This window comes from Aeromicrobium sp., assembly GCF_047607065.1.
Lineage (GTDB): Bacteria > Actinomycetota > Actinomycetes > Propionibacteriales > Nocardioidaceae > Aeromicrobium.
The window spans coordinates 20,077-44,381 of sequence record NZ_JASGDU010000054.1 but is presented as its reverse complement, the minus strand read 5'-3'; the positions used below and the strand labels follow the sequence as shown (position 1 = coordinate 44,381).

Here is a 24,305-nt window from a genome sequence, read left to right as displayed (position 1 = left end):
TAGGGTGAGGATGTGAGGAGGCAGTCGGCGGTCGTCATCTGGCTGGTCGGCCTCTCGGCCTATCTCCTGGCGGTCTTCCACCGCTCCTCGCTGGCCGTAGCCGGACTGGAGGCGGCCGACCGCTTCGGCATCTCCGCAGCCCAGCTGGCGACCTTCGCCACCGTGCAGCTGCTCGTCTACGCGGGTCTGCAGGTGCCGGTCGGCCTGGCCCTAGACCGCTTCGGCCCGCGGCGCGTCATCGTCATCGGCGCGGTGACGATGACCCTCGGCCAGGCGTGCTTCGCGCTGGCCGAGTCCTATCCGCAGGCCATCGGCGCGCGGCTGCTCGTCGGTGCCGGCGACGCAATGACCTTCACCTGCGTCCTGCGGCTCATCGCCACCTGGTTCACCTCGGCCCGCATCCCACTGGTGACCCAGCTGACCGGCGTGCTCGGCCAGCTCGGCGCGATCATCGCCGCGCTGCCGATGACCTGGGCCTTCGCCCACTGGGGTTGGACGCGCGCCTACCTGGTCTCGGCCTCGGCCGGCATCGTCGTGACGCTCCTGCTGGCCCTCGTCGTGCGCGACGAACCGGGGGCGTGGCACCGCCGCGGCAAGCCGATCTCGTGGCCCCTGGTGCGCTCCAGCCTCGGCGACTCCTGGCGCCACCCCGGCACCCGGCTCGGCTTCTGGACGCACTTCTCGACCCAGTTCAGCGCGACGACACTCAGCCTGCTGTGGGGCTATCCGTTCTTCGTGCGCGGCGAAGGCCGGTCGTCGGATCAAGCCGGGGCGCTGCTGACCGTGCTGGTGATCGCGGTCATCGCCGCCGGACCGGTACTAGCCGGAATCACCTCACGCCATCCGTACCGGCGCTCCGACCTCGTCATGGGCATCGTGATAACGATCATGGCCGTCTGGGCGGCGGTGTTGCTGTGGCCCGGCGACGCGCCGACCTGGCTGCTGGTCCTGCTCATGGTCGTCGTCGGCGTGGGCGGCCCGGCCTCGGTGATCGGTTTCGAGTACGGCAGGGAGTTCAATCCCGACGACCGCCTCGGCGCGGCCATCGGCATCATCAACCAAGGCGGATTCGTCGCCAGCCTCATCCTCGTGATCGCCATCGGGATCGTGCTGGACTGGCTGACGCCCGCCGGGTCGGAGTACACGCCGCAGGCCTTCCGCTGGGCGATGGCGAGCCAGTACGTGCTGTGGACCCTCGGCCTGGCGAACATCTGGCGGTCCCGCCGCCGCGTCCGCGAACGTCGCCGGCCGTAGGCCGGGGCTACTCCGTGCGAGCACAGCGAGCCTCGAAATGACCCGCCGATGCAGGATTCGGGGCTTCGACCGCTTGCGGCCTACGCGACTCATCCAGCGGGACGTATCTGCGCACGTTTTTATTGCGCAGTGTCCGCGAGATAGTTGCGCAGGGCCTCGTCGGCGTCACGTGGCACGAAGCCTGCGGCCGTGACCTTCGTGAGGTCCAGCGCACTGTGCGTCGGTCGTGGCGCGATCGGCCCCTCGGCCGTGGCGTAGTAGTCGGCGGTGCTGACCGGGGTCACTCGTGCCGGGTCGTGTCCGGTGAGCTCGTAGACGCGCTTGGCGATGTCGGCCCACGACTGCACAGTCCCGTCGTTGGACAGGTTGTAGGTGCCGTACGGGGCACCGGTGTCGAGCAGGTGGCCGATCCCGGCAGCCAGGTCGCTCGTGAACGTGAGCCGCCCGTGCTGGTCGTCGACGACGCTCGGGTCGATCCCGCGCTCGGCCAGGGAGGCCATAGTACGGACGAAGTTGCTGCCCTCGCCGATGACCCAGCTCGTGCGGACCACGTAGTGCCGGGGCACGGTAGCGGCGAGGGCGTCTCCCGCAGCCTTGGTCTGCCCGTAGACGCCGAGCGGGCTGAACGATTCGTCCTCGGTGTGAACCTCACGGCTGCCGTCGAAGACGTAGTCGCTGGAGACGTGGACCAGGGTCAGCTGGTGGGCCGTGGCGACGCGGGCGAGGTTGGCGACGGCCTCGACGTTGACCCGCCAGCTGGCGACGCGCCCCTCGGCCGTCTCGGCCTGATCGACTGCGGTGTAGGCGGCGGCGTTGATAATCGTGTCGTACTGGCGCCACGGCCGTGCCCGGCTCAGGTCGGCGGTGAGGTCGAGCTCGTCGACGTCGGTGAACTCGACGTGGTCGAGACCGGCGAACAGGGTGCGCAGGGCCTGGCCGAGTTGCCCGTTGGCACCGGTGACGAGGACTTTGCGTGGTCCGAAGGGCGTGACGTCGGCCAGCCGCGGGTGAGCCTGGTCCTTCTCGGAGATCTCCACGTCGTCGAGGCTGATGGGCCAGTCGATCGCGGCCGTCTCGTCGCGCAGATTGAGGAAGGTGTACGCGGCGTCGGGCGACCAGTGGTCGTTGACGAGGTACGTGTAGGCCGTGTCGGGCTCGAGGGTCTGGTACGAGTTGCCGACCCCGCGCGGCACGAGCACCGCACGGGAGGCGTCCAGCTCGACCGTGAAGACCGTGCCGAAGCTGTCGCCGGCGCGCAGGTCGACCCAGGCACCGAAGATGCGTCCGTGGGCGACCGAGACGAACTTGTCCCACGGCTCGGCGTGGATGCCGCGGGTCGTGCCGACGGCGTCGTTGAAGGAGATGTTGTTCTGCACGACACCGAGGTCGGGCACGCCGAGGGCACGCAGCTTCTCGCGCTGCCAGTTCTCCTTGAACCAGCCGCGGCTGTCGCCGTGCACGGGCAGCTCGATCACGAGCAGTCCCGGTATGGGGGTCTCGGTGACGGTGAGGTCCTTGCCGAACTCAGTCATCGCCGTGTCACTGCCCCTTGGCTGCGTAGAACGCCTCGGTGGCGTCCTTGGCCGGTGCCCACCACGCCTCGTGCTCGCGGTACCACTCGATCGTGGCGGCGAGGCCGGCCTCGAAGTCGCGGTACTGCGGCTGCCAGCCGAGCTCGGTGCGCAGCCGCGTGGAGTCGATCGCGTACCGCAGGTCGTGTCCGGCGCGATCGGTCACATGGTCGTAGGCGTCGACCGGCTGGCCCATGAGCCCGAGGATCAGCTCCACGACGTCCTTGTTGTTCTTCTCGCCGTCGGCACCGATCAGATAGGTCTCACCGATCTGTCCGTGGTCGAGGATCGTCAGCACGGCCGAGGAGTGGTCGTCGGCGTGGATCCAGTCGCGCACGTTCTCGCCCTTGCCGTAGAGCTTCGGGCGGATGCCGCGGATGACGTTGGTGATCTGACGCGGGATGAACTTCTCGACGTGCTGGAACGGCCCGTAGTTGTTCGAGCAGTTGCTGATCGTGGCCTGCACGCCGAAGGAGCGCACCCAGGCGCGCACGAGCAGGTCGCTACCGGCCTTCGTCGAGGAGTAGGGCGAGGACGGGTTATACGGCGTGTCCTCGGTGAAGCGGGCGGGGTCGTCGAGCTCGAGGTCGCCGTAAACCTCGTCAGTCGAGATGTGGTGGAAGCGGCGCTCGTGCCGGCGCACCGCCTCCAGCAGCGTGTACGTGCCGATGATGTTGGTGTCGAGGAAGGGGCGCGGGTTGTCCAAGGAGTTGTCGTTGTGCGACTCGGCCGCGTAGTGGACGACGGCGTCACTCTCGGCGACGAGACGGTCGACCAGCGCGGCGTCGGTGATGTCGCCGTGGACGAAGGAGAAGCGGTCCTCGGGCAGGCCGTCAAGCGAGGCTCGGTTGCCCGCGTAGGTCAGCGCGTCGAGCACGGTGACCCGATGGTCGGTATGCGCCACGACGTGATGGACGAAGTTGGAGCCGATGAACCCGGCACCGCCCGTGACGAGCAGATGGGACATGTCACTTACCCCGTTCGAGCATGGTCAGCAGATAGGAACCGTAGCCGGACTTGACCAGCTTCTCCGCGCGCTCGCGGAGTTCGTCGTCGCTCAGGAAACCCCTTCGCCAGGCGACCTCCTCGGGCACGCCGATGCGCAGGCCCGTGCGTCGCTCGATCGTGCGGACGTACTCGGCGGCATCGGTCATCTGGTCGAAGGTGCCGGTGTCGAGCCAGGCGGTACCGCGCGGCAGCACCTCGACCTGGAGGCGACCCTGGGCCAGGTAGGCCTTGTTGACGTCGGTGATCTCGTACTCACCGCGCGGCGACGGCCGGAGGTTGCGGGCGATCTCGACCACGTCGTTGTCGTAGAAGTACAGGCCGGGCACCGCATAGTTGCTCTTGGGCGCGGCCGGCTTCTCCTCCAGCGACACGGCGCGTCCGTCGGCGTCGAACTCCACCACACCGTAGGCACTCGGCTCGCTGACCCAGTACGCGAAGACCGCGCCCCCGTCGACGTCGGAGTAGCGCTGGAGTTGACTGCCCAGGCCGGGGCCGTAGAGCAGGTTGTCACCGAGCGCGAGCGCGACCTTGTCGTCGCCGATGAAGTCGGCACCGATCGTGAAGGCCTGCGCGAGCCCGTCGGGCGAGGGCTGCTCGGCGTAGGTCAGGGAGATGCCGAACTGTGAACCGTCTCCCAGCAAGCGGTGGAAGCCGGGGGCGTCGTGCGGAGTCGTGATGACGAGGATCTCGTCGATGCCGGCCAGCATGAGCGTCGACATCGGGTAATAGACCATCGGCTTGTCGTACACCGGCACGAGTTGCTTGGACACACCCAGGGTAATCGGGTGTAAACGGGTTCCCGAGCCTCCGGCGAGAATGATGCCTTTCACGAGACCCCATCCTGCCATGCGGCACTGATGGAGAGATCGCCGTGCTGTGACTCGATCGTGCGCGATAGTTACGCCGCCTGAGGAGCGATCGGGGACGTCTGCCCCGCGACACCGCCCCTCAGTCGTGGAAGGTGACGGCGTCGGCTACGGGGACGCGCGGGGCGCGGAAGGAGTTCACCGGATGGTCGGGGTCGGGCCAGCCGAAGGACACACCGCAGACCACCCGGCGGTCCTCACCCCAGCCGAACCGCTCGCGCAGCAGCACCGACTTCATCGCCACTGCCGCCTGCGCGCACGTCGCCACCCCCGCCGCCTGCGCCGCGAGCAGGAAGGACTGCACGTACAGGCCGCAGTCGACCAGGCCGTACGGGCCGAGGCTCGCCGGTGCCGAGATCACCGCCAGATGCGGCGCGCCGAAGAAGTCGAAGTTGCGCATCATCTGCCGCGCGGACGCCTCCCGATCATCGCGCGCCACCCCGACCGCCTCGTACAACTGCCAGCCGACCGCCCGGCGGCGCACCGCGTACTCGCCGTCGTAGCCGGGCGGGAAGTCGATGTCGGACCCCCAGCGCTCGTCGGCCGCGACCGCCGCGCGCAGCTCGTCCAGAGCCTCCCCGGACACCACCGCCACCTGCCACGGCTGGACGTTGCACCATGACGGCGTCGCCTGCGCGGTCTCGAGGAGGCGCTCGATCAGCGGCCGGGGCACCGGATCGGGCCGGAAGCCGCGACAGCTCCATCGCGCCCGCACGATCTGGTCGGTCAGCACCAGCAGATCGGAGTTTTCGTTCATCACCCTGACATCGTCCCACCGGCACTGCCATGATGACGGCAGTCACATTCAGGAGGACCCATGTCGCTGTCCGAAGTCACGATCATCATGTCCGGCGGCAGCCGCGGCATCGGCGAGGCCATCGCCGTCCGTGCCGCGCGCGACGGGGCCAACGTGGCGCTGCTGGCCAAGTCGTCCGAGCCGCACCCGAACCTGCCCGGCACGATCTACACGGCAGCGAAGGCCATCGAGGAGGCCGGCGGCCGCGCCCTGCCGCTCGTCGGCGACGTCCGCGACGACGCCTTCGTCATCGACGCCGTCGCCCAGACCGCCGAGACCTTCGGCGGTATCGACATCGTGGTCAACAACGCCAGCGCCATCGACCTGACGCGCACCGAAGACCTGCCGATGAAGAAGTACGACCTGATGAACGACATCAACTGCCGCGGCACCTTCTTGCTGTCCAAGACGTGCATCCCGTGGCTGCGGCAGTCGGCCAACGCGCACATCCTCACGCTCAGCCCGCCGCTGGAGCTCGACCCGAAGTGGCACACGACCTTCACCGGTTACACCATCGCGAAGTTCGGCATGAGCCTGGTAACGCTGGGCCTGTCCGGCGAGTTGCGCGAGGACGGCATCGCGGCGAACTCACTGTGGCCGCGCACCGCCATCGACACCGCTGCGGTGCGCAATGTGGTCGGCCCCGGTCTGAGCGCCAACTCGCGCACGCCCGCGATCATGGCCGACGCCGCCTACGAGATCCTCACCCGCCCGAGCCGCGAGTGCACCGGACACTTCTTCATCGACGACGATGTGCTGGCCGAGGCTGGCGTGACCGACTTCAGCGTCTACCTCAACGGCGGGAAGGAAGAGGACCTCGCGCTCGACTTCTGGGTCGAGCCGAAGGGTCCGATGAACCCCGCCCTGCGGCTGCACTGAGCCATGTCCCACTGATCGGGGGCAAGAGGTTCCGCCAATAGGTCCGCTGGCGGAACCGTGTCAGGAAGCATCGGTTCCCCCGAACGGCAATGAGGGGTTGTGGCCGCCGTGGCGACCACAACCCCTCACCGGCTGTCAGACCGGCCCGTCAGGCGAACTTCTCGCCCTTCGCGGCCTTGTCGAGCAGCAACTGCGGCGGAGCGAAACGCTCGCCGTAGGCCGCAGCCAGCTCCTGCGCGCGCTCGGTGAACGCCTCGATGCCGATCCGGCCGTCAGCCGCCTCGTACCCGTTGACGTACTGCAGCGCACCGCCCTGCAGCGGCGGGAAGCCGATGCCGAAGATCGAGCCGATGTTGGCGTCGGCGGTGGTGCGCAGCACGCCCTCCTCGACACAGCGGATCGTCTCGATGGACATGATGAACGTCAGGCGCTCCTTGATGTCCTCGAGCGGGATCTCCTTGTCCCCGCCGAAGAGTTCGGCCAGGCCCGGCCACAGGTACTTCTTGCCACCCTCGGGGTACTCGTAGAAGCCCGCGCCGGCGGCCTTGCCCTTGCGGTCCAGGTCGACCAGCTTGTTGACGACGTCCATCGCGAGGCTGTCGGGGAACACCTTGCCCTCATCCTCGGCGGCCTTCTTGGCCTCTGCGGCGATCTTCTGCGGCAGCGTCAGCGACACCTCGTCGATCATCGCCAGCGGCTGACCCGGGAAGCCGGCCAGCGAGGCCGCCCGCTCGATGGTGATGGGGTTGATGCCCTCGCCGACCATCTGCGCGCCCTCCATGACCAGCGTGCCGAACACCCGCGAGGTGAAGAAGCCGCGGCTGTCGTTGACGACGATGGGCGTCTTCTTGATCTGCTTGGTGTAGTCGATGGCTCGCGCGATGGCCGCATCGGAGGTCTTCTCGCCCACGATGATCTCCACCAGCGGCATCTTGTCGACCGGGGAGAAGAAGTGGATGCCGATGAAGTCCTCGGGACGCTTGACGCCCTCGGCCAGGTCGGTGATGGGCAGCGTCGACGTGTTCGAGCCGAGCAGCGCGTCGGCGTTGACGATCGGCTCCAGCTCGCCGAAGACCGAATGCTTCAGCTCGACGGACTCGAAAACCGCTTCGATGACGAAGTCGCAGCCCGCGAGGTCGGCGTAGTCGGCCGTCGGGGTGATGCGGGCCAGGATCTCGTCGGCCTTCTCCTGCGTGATCTTGCCGCGCGAGACGGCCTTGTCGAGCAGGTTTACCGAGTACTGCTTGCCCTTCTCGGCCGCCTCCAAAGAGATGTCCTTGAGCACGCACTCGATGCCGTTGCGCGCCGAGACGTAGGCGATGCCCGCGCCCATCATGCCCGCGCCGAGGATGGCCAGCTTGGTCGCCTTCGTCGCCTCGATGCCGTCGGGACGCGAGCCGCCGGCGTTGATCGCCCCGAGATCGAAGAAGAACGCCTGCGTCATGTTCTTGAACTGCTGGCCGGTGATGAGGTCGACGAGGTAGCGCGACTCGATCCGGCTGGCGGTGTCGAAGTCGACCTGCGCGCCCTCGACCGCCGCAGCCAGGATGCTGCGCGGCGCCTTGTAGGCCGCGCCCTTGATCTGCTTGCGCAGCATCGAGGGGAAGCCGGGCAGGTTCATGGCGAGCTTCGGGTTCGACGGGGTGCCGCCGGGCATCTTGTAACCACGGCGATCCCACGGCTGGCTGGCCGCGTCCGCGTCGCCCTGGACCGACTCGATCCAGGCCTTCGCCGCACCCAGCAGCTCCTCGGGCGCGACCAGCTCGTCGACCAGGCCGAGCGCCTGCGCCTTGTCCGGCTTCACGCGCGGACCCTGCAGCAGGATGTTCATCAGCGCGTCCTGAATGCCGAACATGCGCACCGTGCGGGTGACGCCTCCGCCGCCGGGCAGCAGGCCGAGGGTGACCTCGGGCAGGCCGATCTCGTAGCGGCCCTCGGCCGCGACGCGGTGATGACAGGCCAGGGCGATCTCCAGGCCGCCGCCGAGCGCGGCACCGTTGATCGCCGCGACGACCGGCTTGCCGATGGTCTCCAGCTTGCGCAGCGTGGCCTTGATCGCCTCGATCTCCTCGAAGAGGCGCGCAGCATCCTCGGGGCCGGACTGCATCATCAGCTTGAGGTCGCCGCCGGCGAAGAAGGTCTTCTTCGCACTGGAGACGATGACGCCCTTGATCGCGTCGCCGTCGGCGGCGATCTCGTCGGCGAGCCGGTCGACGGCCTTGGCCATCGAGGCGGAGTAGATCGGGTTCATCGTGTTGGCCGACTGGGTCGGGTCGTCGATGACGAGGTTGACGATGCCGCCGTCGACCTCGTAACGCACTGCTTCAGTCATGTGAGTTCTCTCTTCTTCGGTGAGGTCGGGTCAGACGCGCTCGACGATGGTGGCGATGCCCATGCCGCCGCCGATGCACAGCGTGGCCAGGCCGTAGCGCTTCTGCTGGCGCTCCAGTTCGTCGACGAGCGTGCCGAGGATCATGCCGCCGGTCGCGCCGAGCGGGTGGCCCATCGCGATCGCGCCGCCGTTGACGTTGGTGCGCTCGTGCGGGAAGTCGTCCAGATCGCGCATGAGCTTCATGGCGACCGCGGCGAAGGCCTCGTTGATCTCGATGAGGTCGATGTCCTCGATGGACAGGCCGGCCTTGTCGAGGGCCTTGCGGCAGGCGGGGCCGGGGCCGGTCAGCATGATGGTCGGCTCCGAGCCGATGACGGCAGTCGAGACGATGCGCGCGCGGGGCGTGAGGCCGTGGCGCTCACCGGCTTTCTCGTTCCCGATGAGCACCAGCGAGGCACCGTCGACGATGCCCGAGGAGTTGCCGGCGTGGTGGACGTGGTTGATCTTCTCGACGGTGAGGTACTTCTCCAGTGCCACCGAGTCGAAGCCGGCGAAGTCGCCGAGGTCGGCGAAGGACGGCTTCAGGCTGCCCAGCGACTCGACCGTGGTGCCCTCGCGCACGAACTCGTCGTGGTCGAGGATCGGCAGGCCGTTGATGTCGGTGACCGGGATGATCGAGTTGGCGAAGTAGCCGTTGGCGATGGCCTTGGCGGCTCGCGCCTGCGATTCAGCGGCGAAGGTGTCGACGGCCTCGCGGTCGTAGCCCTCGATGGTGGCGATGAGGTCGGCACCGATGCCCTGCGGGACGAAGTCGGTGTCGAGCGCGGTCTTGGGGTCCATTGCCCAGGCGCCGCCGTCGGAGGCCATCGGCACGCGGCTCATGGACTCGACGCCGCCGGCGAGGATGAGGTCCTCCCAGCCGGACTTGACGCGCGCGGAGGCCTGGTTGATCGACTCCAGGCCGGAGGCGCAGAAGCGGTTGAGCTGCACGCCGGCGACCTGCTCGCCGAAGCCGGCCGCGAGCACGGCGGTGCGGGCGATGTCGGCACCCTGGTCGCCCACGGGGGACACGACGCCGAGAACGACGTCGTCGACCTCGTTGGGGGCCAGGTTCGGGTTGCGCTCCTTGATGGCGTCCAGGAGCGTGGTCACCAACGAGATCGGCTTGACCTCGTGCAGTGAACCGGTCTTCTTGCCGCGGCCGCGGGGGGTGCGGATCGCGTCGTAGATGAATGCTTCGGTCATGGGTGTGAGTCCTCGCAGACGAGTGGGTCATGTCGGCTGACTCGCTGAGGATGCCAGCACGGAGGGGCGCACGGTGGGACACCGCGCCGTTTCATTGTGACACCACTACTGTCAACATCAACCAGGGGCTGTCGGCGCGCCGATGCGGGCTACTCTCGGCACCGTGACCGCCGACCCCGACGCCGAACAGACGCTGACCGTGGAGCAACTGGCCGCGCGCGTCGGCATGACGGTACGGACGGTCCGGTTCTACGCCGGCCGCGGCCTCATCCCCCCGCCGCGGCGCGAGGGCCGCAACGGCTATTACGGCCCCGATCACCTGGCCCGGCTCGAACTCGTCCGCGAACTCCAGGCCCACGGCTTCACACTGTCGGCCATCGAGGGCTACCTCGAACGCATCCCGGCCGACGCCACGCCCGAGCAGGTCGCGCTGCACCGCACGCTGCTGGCGCCGTGGACGCCGGAGATGCCCGAGACCGTCGACCGGGCCGCGCTGGAGACGCGCTGCGGCCGCGCGCTGTCCGACGACGACATCGAGGTGCTGGTGGCGCTCGGCGTGGTCGAGCCGACGCCGGTCGAGGATCAGTTCCGGCTCGCCCCGGCGCACCTGGCCATCGGCGTCAGTTTCCTCGACGCGACGCTGCCCATTGAGGCCGCGCTCGCCGCGCGCAAGATCATCACCGAGCACAGCAGCCAGCTCGCCCAGCAGCTCACCGAGATGTTCCGCGTGGCCGTCTGGCCGCACCTCAAAGCGTCCGACTACCCGCCCGAGCTGCTGACGACGATGGTCGAGCGCTTCAAGCCGCTGACCGTACAGGCACTCGTCACCGCCTACGAGGAGGCCGTCGACGAGCAGAAGCGGCTCACCGTCATCCGCCGTACCGACCGCTGAGGCCACCCGCCGGTCCCTGAGGTGCGAGCTTGCGAGCCTCGAAATGATCCACCTACGGCAGGCTTCACCCTTCGAGGCTCGGCCGCGAGCGGCCTCACACCTCAGGGACCGCTCCTCGCACCTCAGGACCCGGCTCGCTCGTTCCTCGCGGGTCCTGAGGTACCGCGAGGAACGAGCGGCCTCGAAGGGCGCACCTCAGCCAGCGGACCTATCTTCGGCACGTCTCAACCAGCACTTCCCTGAGGTCGCCCGCCCTCCGGGTGGGCGGTACAGCCAGCAGCAGCCCTACCCCGCAGAGGTGACGGGGAAGGACAGACCCGCCGCGCTCTCGGAGGCCGCCCACAGCGCGGCACCGAGGTCGGCGTCACGGGCGGCCCGCGTCATCGGGCTGGGACCGGGACGACCGCGAAGCCCGCGGAACCCCTGCGGCCCGAGGTATTCGCCGCCGGTCAGGGCCGGGTCTGTGGCCGCCATGAGGATCGGCATCGCCCCCGCATGCGCCGACTGCGCGATGACCTTGGTCCCCTGGTGCATGACGAAGCCGACCGGCGCGAGTCCGCCGAGGCCCCATCCGGTCTTGGTCAGTTCGGTCGCCGCGAATCCCGGATGCGCGGCGACGCTCGCCACGTCGAGTCCCGCCGCTCCGGCGCGACGATGCAGCTCCTGAGCGAACTGGAGATTGGCGAGCTTCGACTCGGCGTACACCGGCCAGCGGCGGTAGCGGCGCGGCGCACCCTCGGGCGTCAGACTGCGCAGATCGACACGGCGCGCCGCCGTGTGCGCCAGCGACGAAACGGTCACGACGCGCGCGCCCGGCGCGTCGGCCAGCAGCGGCCACAGCCGGGCGGTCAGGGCGAAATGTCCCAGGTGGTTCGTGCCGATCTGCAACTCGAAGCCGTCGGCGGTGTGCCGCAGCGGCGGGACCATGATCCCGGCGTTGTTGACGAGCACGTCGATCCGGTCGGTCAGCCCGTGCACGGCCTCCGCAGCACGCTCGACCGAGGCCAGGTCGGCCAGGTCGAGGTCGACCAACCGAATGTCGGCCTCCGGCGCGAGCCGCCGCACCCGTTCGAGCGTGGCCTCGGCCTTGGCGGCGTCACGGGCAGTGACGATGAGCGAGGCACCGTGCCGGGCCAGTTCGCCCGCGATCTGCGTGCCGAGGCCGCCAGTGACCCCGGTGACGAGGAAGCGCCGTCCGGTCTGGTCGCCGATGTCGGTGGTACTCCAGCGGGACATGTCAGTCCTCCTCAGTAGTGCGCCCGGCCTGCCAACGACACCAGAATACGAATCCGGCGAGCACCAGGCCCGCAGCGAGCGAGAGAGCGCCGACCTGCGTGCCGCGGTCGATCTTGTCGGAGCCGTCGAAGACCGCATAGCCATAGGCGGCCGAGTCGGCGGCTCCGTCGGCCGGCAGGCAGCTGACGATGACGCCGTCGCGACCCTCGGCGGCGAGGGCGATCAGGTGCCACTGGCTGCCGTTGCGGTCCACGACGATGTCGATGGAGGCCTTGCTCAGCGCCGTGCCCTCGGCCTCGGGCTGGTCGGCCGGGCGGGATCGGCAGGCGATGTCGCGCTCGGGCTGAAGCTGATCGGTGAAGATCGCCAGCGAGTGCCCGGCGGCGTTGATCGGCTCGGTGGCCGGCTCCACGACCGCATCGCGCACGCCGTCCCAGGCACTCGCGGCGATGGCGGTGCCCACCATCGATCCGGCGATGGCGACGAGGACCGCAGCGAGGTACCACAGGGGGTTGGTCAGGCGCACACGTCAACCCTAGAAGGTCAGCGTCATGGCCGCGAAGGCTGACGGCTCCGGGCAGTCAGGTGCGGCGCGCGGCGAACGTCATCGCTGCGGCGGCATAGATCAGGGCGACCACGCCCACAACCGCGTAGGGGCCGTGGGGGAGCAGTTGCCCGGCCGGCGCGTTCATCGTCATCGACACCAGCGCGGCCCCGCCGACCAACGAGACCGCCATCGAGGAGATGAGAAGGGGATCGCGCGAGGACGCGACCGTGAAGGTCTGATAGGCGATCACTGCACTGACGACCGCAGCGGCGATCACCGCCAACCGGGCTGCCGTGACGGTGTCGGACGACCAGCCGTCGACCAGCCAGATCGCCCACGAGACCGTCACGACGACAGCGGCCAGCCACATGCCGACGACACGCTTGGACTCTCGACCCATGCCGACACCCTAGAGGTCTCCGCAGATAGGCGGAACCGGTCATTGAGGTGCGAGCTTTCAGCCACGAAGCCCGCCGTGGTAGGTCCCTTAGAGGCTCGCAAGCTCGCACCTCAGGGACCAGTGTGCTTGCGCGGGTCCTGAGGTACCGCGAGGAACGAGCGGCCTCGAAGGGTGCACCTCAGGGACCGCGGTGACGACTGGGATCACACCGGCGGACTCGCGTGCTTGCGCAGTTCCGCGCGGGCCAGCGAATTCTTGTGTACCTCGTCAGGACCGTCGGCGAAGCGCAGCGTCCGGATGCCCGCCCACATCTCGGCCAGCGGGAAGTCCTGGCTGATCCCGGCCGCACCGTGCGCCTGGATCGCCCTGTCGATGATCCAGTTGACCGTCTCGGGCGTCGCGATCTTGATCGCCTGGATCTCGGTGTGCGCACCCTTGTTGCCGACGGTGTCCATGAGCCAGGCGGTCTTGAGCACCAGCAGCCGCAACTGCTCGATCCGCACCCGCGACTCGGCGATCCAGTCGCGGATCACGCCCTGCCGTGCCAGCGGCTTGCCGAAAGCCACCCGGTTCTGCACCCGCTGGCACAGCATCTCGACGACCCGCTCGGCAATGCCGATGGAGCGCATGCAGTGGTGGATGCGGCCCGGTCCGAGGCGTGCCTGCGCGATGGCGAACCCTTGACCCTCCTCGCCGATGAGGTTCGCGGCGGGCACCCGCACGTCGCGGAAGATCACCTCCGCATGACCGCCGTGGTCGCGGTCGTGGTAGCCGAAGACGTGCATACCGCGCACGATCTCGACGCCCGGGGTGTCGCGGTCGACGAGGATCATCGACTGCTGGCGATGGCGGTCGGCCGACAGATCGGTCTTGCCCATGACGATGAAGACCCGGCAGTTCGGGTTCATCGCGCCGGTGATGTAGAACTTGCGGCCGTTGATGACGTAGTCGGTGCCGTCGCGCACGATGGACGTCTCGACGTTGGTGGCATCGGAACTGGCGACGTCCGGCTCGGTCATGGCGAAGGCCGAGCGGATCGTGCCGTCCAGCAGCGGCGTGAGGTAGCGCTCCTTCTGCTCGGGCGTGCCGAACATGTGGAGGACCTCCATGTTGCCCGTGTCGGGCGCGGCACAGTTGAACGCCTGCGGGGCGAGCTGGATGCTGCGTCCGGTCAGCTCGGCGATGGGCGCGTACTGGAGGTTCGTCAGACCAGCACCCCCGTTGCCCTCGCCCGGCATGAAGAAGTTCCACAGGCCTGCGGCCTTGCCCTTCTCGCGCAGGTCGCCGATGACCTCCGGGATCGTCCAGTCGTCGGCGCGCACCCGCTCCTGTAGTTGCGCCGCCAGCACCGGCTCGGCCGGGTAGACGTGTTCGTCCATGAAGGCACCGACCCGTTCGAGCAGCGCGTTCGTGGTGTCGTCGAAACCGAAGTGCATGTCAGGCGCTCGCCATCACGTAGACGACCTCGGCGACGACGGCAGGCTTGTCGGCACCCTCGCGCTCGACCACGAAGGAGATGGTGGCCTGCGTGCCGATGGCGATGTCGGCGGTCTCCTTGAGCGTGGCGGTGGCGCGCAGGCGGGAGCCGACCGGCACGGGGTTGGGGAAGCGGACCTTGTTGGCACCGTAGTTGACGCCCATCGCCAGGCCCTGCACCTCGTAGATCTGCTCGGCGAAGACCGGCAACAGGCTCAAGGTGAGGTAGCCGTGGGCGATGGTGGTGCCGAAGGGACCCTTCGCGGCGGCCTCGGGGTCGACGTGGATCCACTGGTGATCGCCGGTGGCGTCGGCGAAGGTGTTGATCTGTTCCTGGGTGACGGTGATCCAGTCGCTGGTGCCGAGTTCGGTGCCGGCGGCGGCCTTGAAATCGTCGAGGCTGGAGAAGACGCGGGGCATGGGATTCCTTCCACGGTGACTATGAGATTCCGCAGATAGGCGGAGCCGGTCATTGAGGTGCGAGCTTGCGAGCCTCGAAATGACCCAGCCGTGGCAGGCTTCGAGGCTCGCTCGTTCCTCGCTCGCACCTCAGCCAGCGCCTATCCGCACATGTTCTAAGCGCTTGCTTAGTTCGCACCCTAGTCGCTTCCCGGCTCAGTGACTAGGCCCACACGCGGCCTCACAGGAGGCGGGACAGGAGCGCGGGGAGGGCGGCGAGGGTGACGGCCACGGCGACGGCCGCCGAGTCCAGGCCGGTCCACGGTGCCGGCACGAGCCAGGTGCGCCGCCGCGCGGAGGCGAATCCCCGCGCGTCCATCGCCACCGCCGAGCGGGTCGCGCCGCGCATCGCGTCGACCAGCAGCGCGAAGGCCAGCGGACCGGGCCGGGTCCGCAGGCCTCGGGCACGGCGGGTGCGCTGCAGCGTCGTCCAGGTCTGCGCGAGGTGGGAGAAGCGCTGCAACGCCGCCGAGAACGCGACCACCCCGCGCGCGGGCAGCCGCAGCCGCTGGCCGGCATAGTCCGCAAGCCGCGCCGGATCGATGTAGCCGGCGGCGACTGATCCGGGCCAGGCGAGCACGACGATCCGCAGGCCCGCCGTCACTGCCAGGGCCGGGTCGTGCCCACCGAGCCGCCACGTCGAATAGGCGACGCTCACCCCGGCGACGAGGGTGAAGGCGAGGCAGACGAGCACATACCGCCACGACGGCACGAACAGCGCCGCGGCCAGCCCGTAGGTGCCGAGGGTCACCAGCGCCACCGGCCAGCTGCGCACGAACGGCGACCCGGCCAGGGCGCACAGGCCGACGATGACGAGCACCAGCGGATTGACCCGTGCGATGAGACCGGTCACAACCGCACCTCGGCATCGCGCGGCAGGTCCGGATCATGGGTGCTCGCCAACACCGTCGCGCCGTGACGAGCCGCGCTCGTCATCCACCCCGCGACCAGCGCCCACGCCTGGGGGTCCTGGCCGACGGTCGGCTCGTCCAGCACGACCAGGCCCGGCCGGTGTGCGAGCGCTGCGGCCAGCGCGAGCCGGCGCTGCTCGCCGCCGGACAGCCGGAAGGGATGCGCCTCGGCCAGCCGCGACAGCCCCACCGCCTCCAGCACGGCCCCGACATCGACCGAGGCACCGACGACCCCGGAGGTGCGCGCGACCTCGTCGCGGACCCTGGTCGTGACGAAGCCGTGCTCGGGATTCTGCGGCACCCAGCCGAGGCCAGCCGCCAGGTCGCGCGGACGGCGTCGCGACCGGTCCGGCCGCACCCGCCCCGATGCCGGCCGCACCAGGCCCGCAGCCGTCAGCAGCAGCGTGCTCTTGCCCGATCCGCTCGGCCCGGTCACCGCGTGGACGCGGGCGGGATCGAACCGCGCGCTCACCCCGGCGAGCGCGCGGTGCCGGCGGGTCCCGCGCAGCGTCCGGGTGGTCAGGTCGGCCGAGACGGACTCGATCACCACCGGCTCGCCCGAGGCCCCGACGAGGCCGGCGGGCAGCGCCACCGGCTCCGGCACTGGCCGACCGGGCAGCCACAAACCCGCCGGTGCCGCGTCGAGCAGGGCGGCGGGCGACCCGTCGAACACGATCCGCCCGGCATCGAGCACCACCACCCGGTCGACGTGCTCCAGCCACCCGGCGAAGCGATGCTCGACGACGATCAGTGTCCGGTCGCCGGTCACGTCGAGCACGGCCGAACGCGCCTCCCGCGCGGTCGCCTCGTCAAGCATCGACGTCGGCTCGTCCAGCGCCATCACGTCCGGCCGCATCGCCAGCACGCCGGCGAGTACCAGCCGCTGCTGTTCGCCGCCGGACAGCGCGGCAGTCGGATGATCGAGGCCATAGGGCAGCCGCACCGCCGCCAGGGATTCGGCGATACGCCGCCGGATCTGCTCGCGCGGCAGGCCCAGGTTCTCCGGACCGAAGGCGATCTCGCGGTCGATGCGGTCCGCCACAAGACCGTCGAGCGGATTCTGCGGGACGAAGCCGAGGAACCCGCCGACGCAGACCGAGCCGTCCAGGTCGCCGGGCACCGTCGGCCCCAGCGCACCGGCGAGCGCCTGCAGGACCGTCGACTTGCCGCTGCCGCTCGGGCCGACCAACAGCAGCCGCTCGCCCGGTTCGACGCGCAGGTCGAGGTCGCGGACCGTCGGCTCACGCCGGCCGAGGGGTCGCCAGGTGAACCGGGCGACCACCTCGCCCCGGCGCAGCACGGACGTCATCTAGACGGTGGTGACGGCCTCACGCCCGGCCGGGAAGGCGTCGAGCGCACCCGCCCTGGCCAGCGCGCGCACCAGCAACCAGCCGCCGACCCCGGCGATCAGCGCCCCGGAGACGACGAACAGCACGAGGTGGGCCAGGCGGTAGTCGAAATCCCAGTCCGCGTACCAGGACCCCCACTCGTAAACGGCCTCGAAGACCCCCGCAAGCGCCCCGGCGGCCATAGCGACGGCAGGCCCGAACAGCCGGTAGGCGAAGACCGCCAGCACCAGCTCGGCACCGAGACCCTCCAGCAAGCCGGACACCAGGACCGAGCTGCCCCACTCGTTGCCCGGCATGAACGCCGAGACGCAGGCAGCGATCAGCTCGGTCACCAGCGCGGCACCGGGCTTGCGAACCACAAGTCCGCCGACCACGCCGGCGATCAGCCAACCGCCGCCCATGAGAGCCGCCGCCGGCGGGAAGCCGAGCTTGGCGGCGATGTCGAACAGGGCGTACAGCTTGCCCCACCCCCAGAAGACGACGCCGAACGCGACGCCTAGGGTCGCGATGGTCACCAGGTCGATGGTGCGGTAGCGCAGGAGATCGCGCAGGGATGCAGAACTCATGTGGACTCCCTTCGCCGGTACTAACCGGAGCAGGTTCGGAGGGTCTGCGGCTTCACCCGCACTCTCAGCGCCCCTGTCCGTCTGCGGTGGACCCGGCGCTCCCCTGTCTGACGGCCCGAGTGTAGCGCCGCAAGCCCGCGCTCCCTACGCGGCGGCGCGCAGGACGTAGTAGGTGCAGGACCCGACACCCTCGGGCACCTCGGCGGTGACCTCGAAGCCCTCGGTTTTGCCCGCCTTGACGTCCTGGATCTCGGTCACACCACGCGCCAGGACGTCCGAACGCTCGTTGATCCAACTGATCGCAACGACGTAGTTCGCCGCAGCCTTGGTGGAGTTCTCGACCTCGCCTTCGACGGTCTGCGATCCGGCGTCGGTACCGCACTCGCCGAAAGTGGCATCGGCGATCGCCCCTTCGGCACCGGGAAGGTCGGGGACGTCGGGCAGATCCTGCGGGGAAACGTTCTCAGGGTTAACCTGCGTCTTCGACGGCGAATCGTCACCGCCACCGCATCCGGCGGTCAACACCAGGGCCGCAGCGAGCAGGGAGCCGACCAGGGCGGCGCGAGGGGTCATAGGGCTGTCGGCCTCCTGTGTCGATGCTCTGTGGCGAACCGCTGCCACGATAACGACCCGCTCCACACCGCTCGGCGCGCCTGACACCACCGCAACCGTGATCGCGGACTCCTCAGCGGCCCCCGCGCTGGGTCTCAGCGCAGTCTTAGGCCTGCGCGGCACACTGGCACCATGCGCATTCTGGTGGTCGACGATGATCGCGCCGTCCGTGATTCGATCCGGCGGTCCCTGGAGTTCAACGGTTATGTCGTCGAAGTCGCCACCGACGGGATCGACGCCCTCGCCCGAGTACCGCAGGTCCAGCCCGACGCCCTCGTCATGGACGTGATGATGCCGCGCTTGGACGGCCTGGAGACCACCCGCGCACTACGAGGGGCCGGCAACGACGTCCCGATCCTCGTGCTGACCGCCCGCGACGCCGTCACCGACCGGGTTGACGGCCTGGACGCCGGAGCCGACGACTATCTGACCAAGCCCTTTGCCCTCGAAGAACTGCTCGCCCGCCTGCGCGCGCTGCTGCGCCGCGCTACGCGCACCGACGAGGAACCGGACGAGGAACCGGTCTCCTTCGCCGACCTGTCACTCAACCCGGTGACCCGCGAGGTCATGCGCGGTGAGCGCCAGATCTCCCTGACCCGCACCGAGTACACGCTGCTGGAGTTGTTCCTGCGCAGGCCGAAGCGAGTCCTGGAGCGGTCCTTCATTCTGCAAGAGGTATGGGGCTTCGACTTCCCGACGACGGCCAACTCCCTGGAGGTCTACGTCGGCTATCTGCGCCGCAAGCTGGAGGCCGACGGCGAGAGCCGGCTGCTGCACACGGTTCGCGGGGTCGGCTACGTCCTGCGCGAGACGCCGCCGTGAGCCGGCCTTTCGACCGACTCCGCAACCACTCCGACGACGGCCCGCTCTGGACACGACTGCGCCAGTGGACGCTGCGCGTCTCACTTGCGGCGCGCGTCGCCACCCTCACCACCATCGCGGTGGCACTGACCCTCGGCTGCGTCAGTTCGGCGATCTATCTCGTTGTTCGGGCCGAGCTGGTCGCCAACCTGGACGCCTCGATCCGGGCGCGCGCACATCAGGCTGTGGCCTCCGGTTACACCCCCGGATCCCTGGACAAACAGGACGCCGAATTGCTCGACGTCGCGGGTCTGGAAATCTTCCGAGTCGAGGGCGACCGGCTGTTCGCCAGCCTCACCGGGAGCACCGAAGTCCGCCTGACCGATACTGAGTTGGCTGTCTCCCTGGGACGCGAGCAGACGTCGGCGCGCACGACGGTGATCGATAACACCGCCTACCGCGTGGTGGCGATCCAGGCCGGTCCCGGCGCTGCCCTCGTCATGGTGCAACGCATGGATTCGATCCAGAGCACCCTGGACCGGCTCGGCCTGGTCCTGGCGATCACGACGCTCGTCGGCATGGCGGTCGCCGGCGGCGCGGGCTGGGCTGTGGCGACCAACGGCCTACGCCCGGTGCGCCGCCTGACCGCCGCTGCCGAGCACGTCGCCCGGACCGAGGAACTGCAGCCCATCGAGGTGATCGGCCGCGACGAACTGGCCCGGCTCACTGCATCGTTCAACCAGATGCTTGTCGCGCTGGACGCCTCGCAGACCCAACAGCGCCAGCTCGTCGCCGACGCCGGTCACGAACTACGTACGCCGTTGACCAGCCTGCGCACCAACATCGAGTTCCTGACCCAGGCCAGCGCAGCCGGCCGGCCGCTCGGCGACGAACAGGTCAGCGAGGTCATGGGCGACATCCACGCCCAGGTCGAGGAGTTGACCACGCTCATCGGCGATCTCGTCGAACTGGCCCGCGACGAACCGCTGGCCCATGACCCCGAGCCTGTCGACCTCGCCGAGGTGGTCGAACACGCCCTGCACCGGGTACGCCTGCGCGCGCCCTCGGTGACCTTCGAGGCGGACCTCGCTCCGTGGTGGGTCGTGGGCGAGCCGCGCTCGCTGGAACGGGCCATCACGAATCTGCTCGACAACGCGGCCAAGTGGAGTCCGGTCGACGGCACGGTCGAGATCGCCCTGCGCGAGGGCGTCGTCACCGTCCGCGACCACGGGCCGGGCATCGCCGATGCGGACCTGCCGCACGTGTTCGACCGCTTCTACCGCTCGCCCGAGGCCCGCACCCAGCCCGGATCGGGTCTCGGGCTGTCCATCGTCCGCCGCGCCGCCGAACGCCACGGCGGTACGGTCGAGGTCGAGTCGGTCCGCGGCCAGGGAGCGACGTTCTCGATGACCATCCCACCGGCCGACCCGCACCCTTTTTCGCCCCCTCACACCACGGCTTCAGAGCCGTCTCAGTGACCTCGGAGATGCTGACACCATGACCGATTCGCACGACCCCTTCGCCGAGACCAGCGACCACGAGGTCCCGGCTCCCCCCATCGATCCGGCACCCCCTGCGGAGACCTCCGCCGATATCGAGGCGACGACCGAGATCGCCCCGCCTCCGGCCAGCGACGCCGCCCCGACCACGGTCCTGCCGCCCAGCCCCGTGGTCCCCGCCCCGCCCGAAGCGGCGGCCGCCGCCGGTGAGCCGCTGCCAGGTCCGCCCGCTGCCGCTCCCGGCTCCGGCTCGAAGCGCGGCGGTACCGTTGCTCGTCGGGTCGGGGCAGGCGCGGTCATCATCGCGCTGGCCGCAGGAGCCGGGTACGGCGGCACGTGGCTGCAGAATCGCGGCGACGACGACAGCACCTCCTCGACGCCCGACGACAGCACCTCCTCGCTCGATCGCCCCGCCTCCACCGACGAAGCCCCCTCGGGCGAGGTCGAGAGCGTCGCCGCCGAGGTCATGCCGTCGGTCGTGCAGATCAACGTCCGCAACGGCGAGGAGGGCGGCTCCGGATCCGGGGTCATCCTCAGCGGAGACGGCCAGATCCTCACCAACAACCATGTCGTCGAGACGGCGGCCGACGGCGGCACCATCATGGTCGCCTTCAGTGACGGCACCAACGCGCAGGCCTCGATCCTCGGCCGCGACCCGGTCACCGACATCGCGGTCATCCAGGCCGACGATGTTTCGGGCCTGACGCCGGCCAAACTCGGCTCGTCGGCGGACCTCGTCGTCGGCCAGGACGTCGTGGCCATCGGCTCACCCTTCGGCCTGGAGAGCACCGTCACCCAGGGCATCGTCAGCGCGCTGAACCGTCCGGTGGAATCCAGCGACGCCTCCGGCGACAACGCCACGGTCTTCCCCGCCATCCAGACCGATGCGGCGATCAACCCCGGCAACTCCGGCGGCCCGCTCGTCGACCTGGCCGGCAACGTCATCGGCATCAACGCCGCGATCCGTACCGATTCGAGCGCGTCGGGGTCCATCGGCCTCGGTTTCGCCATCCCCATCGACCTGGCCCGCAATGTCGCCGAGCAACTGGTCAAGGGCGATACGGTCGAGCACGCCCGGATCGGCGTCACGGTCACTCCGGCGACCGAGAAGGACGAGTTGACCGGCATCGGCGCGGAGATCCGCGAAGTCGAATCCGGCGGCGCGGGCGACGATGCGGGACTGAAAGCGGGCGACATCATCACCGCGCTCGACGGTCACCCGGTGGCCAGTTCCAGCGCCCTGGTCGCCGCCGTGCGCGGCCACCAGCCGGGCGACACGGTGAAGATCACCTACCTGCGCGACGGCAAGTCCGACACCGTCGACGTCAAGCTCGACTCCGACGGCGGCGAGTTGTCCTCCTCCCAGGAGTGAGCCGGTGCGAGGCCGAGCCGGTCATTGAGGTGCGAGCTTGCGAGCCTCGAAATGACCCCCACCTCAGGGACCGGCGATGGTCTCAGCCCAGGAGGTCGAGGGTGAGATCGCGGAGAATGGCGAAGCCGTTCTGGGTCAGCACCGACTCGGGGTGGAACTGCACGCCGCGGTAGTGGGGGCCGGCGACAAGGTGGATGTCGCCGGTCTCCTCGTCGGCCTCGACACTCACGCCCGCAGGCAGCCCCGCCTCGGGCACACGGGCGACGAAGGTGTTGTAGAAGCCGACCGTCTCAGTCCGGCCCAGCACTGACAGACGGCTCTGCGTGCCTTGGAAAACGATGTCCTTGAACACCAGGTCGAGGCCGATACGGTGCGAGAGCACCTGGTGGCCGAGGCAGATCGCCAAGAACGGGCGTTCGGCGGCGAGCAGCCGGTCGACAACGCCGTGGATCGTGGCGATCTTCGGGTCGCCGGTGTCGCGCGGGTCACCGGGACCAGGGCCGACCACAATGAGGTCGTAACCGTCGAGCGCGCCCTCGGCAGACAGGTCGGAAGCATCGTGGCGGACGATGTCGGTCGTCATGCCGAGGACGCCGAACACGTGCGAGAGCATGTTGACGAAGTCGTCCTCGCCGTCGAGGATCACCACCCGCTTGCCGGTCAGCGAGGCCTCCGGCGCGGCACCGGACTGGTCGGTCAGCCAGAACTGGCTCAGCCGCTGATTGCGCGCGCCGAGCGCCACCAGCACGTCGTCGGCCCGCGTGAACGCCGCGAACCCGTCGGTCGCCGGCGGTGCGGCGTCGACTAGGCCGAAGGCGCTGAGGATGCCGCTCGCCTTGGCCCACGTCTCGGCGGTCTCGCTGACCGGGTCCGAATCGCGCACGAGCGTCGCGCCTGCGGTGACCGAGAGCCGCCCGAAGGCATCGACATCGGCCGTGCGGATGAGGATCGGCGCGTCGGCGCGCACGCCCCCGTCGGCGTCACGCCCGATGAGCGCCGCCACCGAGGCGTAGTAGCCGCGCCCTTCGTCCTCGTAGCGCGCGATGAGCCGGCAGGCGTTCTCCACCGGGCTGCCGGTGACCGTCGCGGCGAACATCGACTCGCGCAGCACTTCACGCACGTCTAGGTCGGTGCGGCCCGACAGCAGGTATTCGGTGTGGACGAGGTGGCTCATCGCCTTGAGGTAGGGGCCGAGCACGAGGCCGCCCTCGTGGCAGATGCGGCACATCTGTTTCAGCTCCTCGTCGACGACCATGAAGAGCTCGTAGATCTCCTTCTCGTCGCGCAGGAAGTCCAGCAGCGCCTCCGTGCGCTCGCCTTGCGTCTCCAGGCCTCGCAGGCGGAAGGTGCCGCTGATCGGGTTCATGCGGACCTCGCCGTGCTCGACGCTGACATGCCGCTCCGGACTCGCGCCGATGAGATGCCGGTCGCCGGTGAAGATGCAGAAGGTCCAGAACGCGCCGCGCTCGCGCTCCAGCAGCCGGCGCAGGACGGTGAGCGCCTGGTCGTGGCCCCACCCCTCCAGCTCGGCGGTGTAGCGGCGGCCGATGACGACGTTGGCGCCCTCGCCGCGACCGATCTCGTCGTCGATGATCCGGCGCACCACGCCGGCGTACTCGTCGTCACCGATGGCGAAGCCGCCGGAGTCGGCGAAGGTCACCGGCACATCGGGGAGGTCCGCGAGGAGATCGGCCAGCGGCACCTCGGCACACACCTCGGCACGGATGACGCTGAGCGGGGTGCCGTCCTGGTGCGCCTCGTAGCCGCGCTCACGGACCTGCGCGAACGGGATCAAGACGAGGTGGTCCCATTCGGGTCGGCCGGTGGGTGCCGTCTCCACCGGGATGTCGTCGAGGGAGGCCACGTCGATGCGCGGGCCGCCGATGAGCGTGACCGTGTCGGCCTCGCGCGAACGGATCAGGGCGAAGGCCGGCTGGGCGAGCACGTCCTTCAGGACAACGGTGTCGAGCAGATTCATATGCTTCCTCACGGGTTCGCCCGGGTCCCGACGCGAAAAACGCCCAGCCCCGGTGCGAGGGGTCTGGGCGCGTGCGACGGCAGTCCTCCTCTACGGGAGGGACCACCAGCGACGCTCGGACATGACACGCAGCCTAGCGCGCCGGTCCGCCCCGCCCGCACCTCGGGGACCCGGCGGCTCCCGGTCGTTGAGGTGCGAGGTAGGTCCCTTCGAGGCTCGCTCGTTCCTCGCTCGCACCTCAGGGACCGACGTACGG

At 69.4% G+C, this 24,305-nt stretch carries 22 protein-coding genes and 1 riboswitch; of the genes, 6 read left to right on the top strand and 16 right to left on the bottom strand.

Annotated features, from left to right (window positions below; translation table 11 throughout):
• The first annotated feature begins 12 nt into the window (after positions 1-12).
• Positions 13-1,254, top strand: coding sequence for an MFS transporter (locus tag QM597_RS08810; protein ID WP_415004506.1), 1,242 nt, complete (start codon positions 13-15; stop codon positions 1,252-1,254).
• 119 nt (positions 1,255-1,373) lie between these two features.
• Here the strand turns inward: QM597_RS08810 and QM597_RS08805 are convergent, their stop codons facing one another.
• The 4 genes from QM597_RS08805 to QM597_RS08790 form a co-directional block, all read right to left on the bottom strand.
• Positions 1,374-2,786 (bottom strand): sugar nucleotide-binding protein, encoded by a 1,413-nt coding sequence (locus QM597_RS08805; protein WP_415004505.1) that lies wholly within the window; start codon positions 2,784-2,786, stop codon positions 1,374-1,376.
• Between the two features lie 7 nt (positions 2,787-2,793).
• Positions 2,794-3,792 (bottom strand): dTDP-glucose 4,6-dehydratase, encoded by a 999-nt coding sequence (gene rfbB / locus QM597_RS08800; RefSeq protein ID WP_415004504.1) that lies wholly within the window; start codon positions 3,790-3,792, stop codon positions 2,794-2,796.
• Between the two features lies 1 nt (position 3,793).
• Positions 3,794-4,663 carry a glucose-1-phosphate thymidylyltransferase RfbA gene (gene rfbA / locus QM597_RS08795; protein ID WP_415004503.1) on the bottom strand — a complete coding sequence of 290 codons (870 nt, stop codon included), beginning with the start codon at positions 4,661-4,663 and terminating at the stop codon, positions 3,794-3,796.
• A gap of 118 nt (positions 4,664-4,781) precedes the next feature.
• Positions 4,782-5,456 carry a nitroreductase gene (locus QM597_RS08790; protein WP_415004502.1) on the bottom strand — a complete coding sequence of 225 codons (675 nt, stop codon included), beginning with the start codon at positions 5,454-5,456 and terminating at the stop codon, positions 4,782-4,784.
• Between the two features lie 60 nt (positions 5,457-5,516).
• Between QM597_RS08790 and QM597_RS08785 the strand changes: the two genes are divergently transcribed.
• The gene (locus QM597_RS08785; RefSeq protein WP_415004501.1) at positions 5,517-6,374 is read left to right on the top strand and encodes an SDR family oxidoreductase; all 858 of its coding nucleotides are present in this window, start codon (positions 5,517-5,519) and stop codon (positions 6,372-6,374) included.
• A 148-nt stretch (positions 6,375-6,522) separates the two neighbouring features.
• On the opposite strand, the gene QM597_RS08780 is transcribed toward QM597_RS08785, so the two are convergent.
• Together QM597_RS08780 and QM597_RS08775 are read right to left on the bottom strand one after the other, a co-directional pair.
• On the bottom strand, positions 6,523-8,706 hold the full coding sequence (locus tag QM597_RS08780; protein WP_415004500.1) for a 3-hydroxyacyl-CoA dehydrogenase NAD-binding domain-containing protein: 2,184 nt from the start codon (positions 8,704-8,706) through the stop codon (positions 6,523-6,525).
• Between the two features lie 30 nt (positions 8,707-8,736).
• Positions 8,737-9,951 carry an acetyl-CoA C-acetyltransferase gene (locus QM597_RS08775; protein ID WP_415004499.1) on the bottom strand — a complete coding sequence of 405 codons (1,215 nt, stop codon included), beginning with the start codon at positions 9,949-9,951 and terminating at the stop codon, positions 8,737-8,739.
• Positions 9,952-10,114: 163 nt separating this feature from the next.
• Between QM597_RS08775 and QM597_RS08770 the strand changes: the two genes are divergently transcribed.
• Complete coding sequence (locus QM597_RS08770) at positions 10,115-10,843, top strand: MerR family transcriptional regulator (protein WP_415004498.1); 729 nt, start codon at positions 10,115-10,117, stop codon at positions 10,841-10,843.
• A 285-nt stretch (positions 10,844-11,128) separates the two neighbouring features.
• On the opposite strand, the gene QM597_RS08765 is transcribed toward QM597_RS08770, so the two are convergent.
• The 9 genes from QM597_RS08765 to QM597_RS08725 all read right to left on the bottom strand — a co-directional run bounded on the left by QM597_RS08765 (position 11,129) and on the right by QM597_RS08725 (position 18,360).
• Entirely contained in the window at positions 11,129-12,079 is a 951-nt protein-coding gene (locus QM597_RS08765) for an oxidoreductase (RefSeq protein WP_415004497.1), read from the bottom strand.
• Between the two features lies 1 nt (position 12,080).
• Positions 12,081-12,605, bottom strand: coding sequence for a hypothetical protein (locus tag QM597_RS08760; protein WP_415004496.1), 525 nt, complete (start codon positions 12,603-12,605; stop codon positions 12,081-12,083).
• Between the two features lie 55 nt (positions 12,606-12,660).
• Positions 12,661-13,026, bottom strand: a complete 366-nt coding sequence (locus QM597_RS08755) for a hypothetical protein (protein WP_415004495.1) — start codon at positions 13,024-13,026, stop codon at positions 12,661-12,663.
• 203 nt (positions 13,027-13,229) lie between these two features.
• A complete protein-coding gene (locus QM597_RS08750) occupies positions 13,230-14,462 on the bottom strand; it encodes an acyl-CoA dehydrogenase family protein (protein WP_415004494.1) in 1,233 nt (410 codons plus the stop codon).
• A 1-nt stretch (position 14,463) separates the two neighbouring features.
• Entirely contained in the window at positions 14,464-14,922 is a 459-nt protein-coding gene (locus QM597_RS08745; protein WP_415004493.1) for a MaoC family dehydratase, read from the bottom strand.
• A gap of 220 nt (positions 14,923-15,142) precedes the next feature.
• Entirely contained in the window at positions 15,143-15,814 is a 672-nt protein-coding gene (locus QM597_RS08740; protein ID WP_415004492.1) for an energy-coupling factor transporter transmembrane component T family protein, read from the bottom strand.
• Positions 15,811-17,181 carry an ABC transporter ATP-binding protein gene (locus QM597_RS08735; RefSeq protein ID WP_415004491.1) on the bottom strand — a complete coding sequence of 457 codons (1,371 nt, stop codon included), beginning with the start codon at positions 17,179-17,181 and terminating at the stop codon, positions 15,811-15,813. Before QM597_RS08735 ends, QM597_RS08740 begins: the two co-directional genes overlap by 4 nt.
• Positions 17,182-17,787 carry an ECF transporter S component gene (locus tag QM597_RS08730; protein WP_415004490.1) on the bottom strand — a complete coding sequence of 202 codons (606 nt, stop codon included), beginning with the start codon at positions 17,785-17,787 and terminating at the stop codon, positions 17,182-17,184.
• Positions 17,777-17,902, bottom strand: a riboswitch (TPP riboswitch). Its footprint overlaps the gene before it by 11 nt.
• A 29-nt stretch (positions 17,903-17,931) precedes the next feature.
• Complete coding sequence (locus QM597_RS08725) at positions 17,932-18,360, bottom strand: FxLYD domain-containing protein (protein ID WP_415004489.1); 429 nt, start codon at positions 18,358-18,360, stop codon at positions 17,932-17,934.
• A gap of 171 nt (positions 18,361-18,531) precedes the next feature.
• On the opposite strand from QM597_RS08725, the gene QM597_RS08720 reads away from it, so the two are divergent.
• Genes QM597_RS08720 through QM597_RS08710 form a run of 3 tightly spaced genes read left to right on the top strand, consistent with a single transcriptional unit; the run spans position 18,532 to position 22,071 of the window.
• On the top strand, positions 18,532-19,221 hold the full coding sequence (locus tag QM597_RS08720) for a response regulator transcription factor (protein WP_415004488.1): 690 nt from the start codon (positions 18,532-18,534) through the stop codon (positions 19,219-19,221).
• A complete protein-coding gene (locus QM597_RS08715) occupies positions 19,218-20,678 on the top strand; it encodes a sensor histidine kinase (protein ID WP_415004487.1) in 1,461 nt (486 codons plus the stop codon). The genes QM597_RS08720 and QM597_RS08715 overlap by 4 nt, the downstream gene beginning before the upstream one ends.
• A 19-nt stretch (positions 20,679-20,697) precedes the next feature.
• On the top strand, positions 20,698-22,071 hold the full coding sequence (locus tag QM597_RS08710; RefSeq protein WP_415004486.1) for a S1C family serine protease: 1,374 nt from the start codon (positions 20,698-20,700) through the stop codon (positions 22,069-22,071).
• Between the two features lie 82 nt (positions 22,072-22,153).
• On the opposite strand, the gene QM597_RS08705 is transcribed toward QM597_RS08710, so the two are convergent.
• Positions 22,154-24,049, bottom strand: a complete 1,896-nt coding sequence (locus QM597_RS08705) for an anthranilate synthase family protein (protein WP_415004485.1) — start codon at positions 24,047-24,049, stop codon at positions 22,154-22,156.
• Between the last annotated feature and the right edge of the window lie 256 nt (positions 24,050-24,305).

Bases quoted from the DNA above. Each gene is read 5' to 3' on its own strand.
- QM597_RS08805 (WP_415004505.1), bottom strand. From the start codon at position 2,786: ATGACTGAGTTCGGCAAGGACCTCACCGTCACCGAGACCCCCATACCG.
- rfbB (WP_415004504.1), bottom strand. From the start codon at position 3,792: ATGTCCCATCTGCTCGTCACGGGCGGTGCCGGGTTCATCGGCTCCAAC.
- QM597_RS08790 (WP_415004502.1), bottom strand. From the start codon at position 5,456: ATGAACGAAAACTCCGATCTGCTGGTGCTGACCGACCAGATCGTGCGG.
- QM597_RS08785 (WP_415004501.1), top strand. From the start codon at position 5,517: ATGTCGCTGTCCGAAGTCACGATCATCATGTCCGGCGGCAGCCGCGGC.
- QM597_RS08780 (WP_415004500.1), bottom strand. From the start codon at position 8,706: ATGACTGAAGCAGTGCGTTACGAGGTCGACGGCGGCATCGTCAACCTC.
- QM597_RS08775 (WP_415004499.1), bottom strand. From the start codon at position 9,951: ATGACCGAAGCATTCATCTACGACGCGATCCGCACCCCCCGCGGCCGC.
- QM597_RS08765 (WP_415004497.1), bottom strand. From the start codon at position 12,079: ATGTCCCGCTGGAGTACCACCGACATCGGCGACCAGACCGGACGGCGC.
- QM597_RS08755 (WP_415004495.1), bottom strand. From the start codon at position 13,026: ATGGGTCGAGAGTCCAAGCGTGTCGTCGGCATGTGGCTGGCCGCTGTC.
- QM597_RS08750 (WP_415004494.1), bottom strand. From the start codon at position 14,462: ATGCACTTCGGTTTCGACGACACCACGAACGCGCTGCTCGAACGGGTC.
- QM597_RS08745 (WP_415004493.1), bottom strand. From the start codon at position 14,922: ATGCCCCGCGTCTTCTCCAGCCTCGACGATTTCAAGGCCGCCGCCGGC.
- QM597_RS08735 (WP_415004491.1), bottom strand. From the start codon at position 17,181: ATGACGTCCGTGCTGCGCCGGGGCGAGGTGGTCGCCCGGTTCACCTGG.
- QM597_RS08730 (WP_415004490.1), bottom strand. From the start codon at position 17,787: ATGAGTTCTGCATCCCTGCGCGATCTCCTGCGCTACCGCACCATCGAC.
- QM597_RS08725 (WP_415004489.1), bottom strand. From the start codon at position 18,360: ATGACCCCTCGCGCCGCCCTGGTCGGCTCCCTGCTCGCTGCGGCCCTG.
- QM597_RS08720 (WP_415004488.1), top strand. From the start codon at position 18,532: ATGCGCATTCTGGTGGTCGACGATGATCGCGCCGTCCGTGATTCGATC.
- QM597_RS08710 (WP_415004486.1), top strand. From the start codon at position 20,698: ATGACCGATTCGCACGACCCCTTCGCCGAGACCAGCGACCACGAGGTC.
- QM597_RS08705 (WP_415004485.1), bottom strand. From the start codon at position 24,049: ATGAATCTGCTCGACACCGTTGTCCTGAAGGACGTGCTCGCCCAGCCG.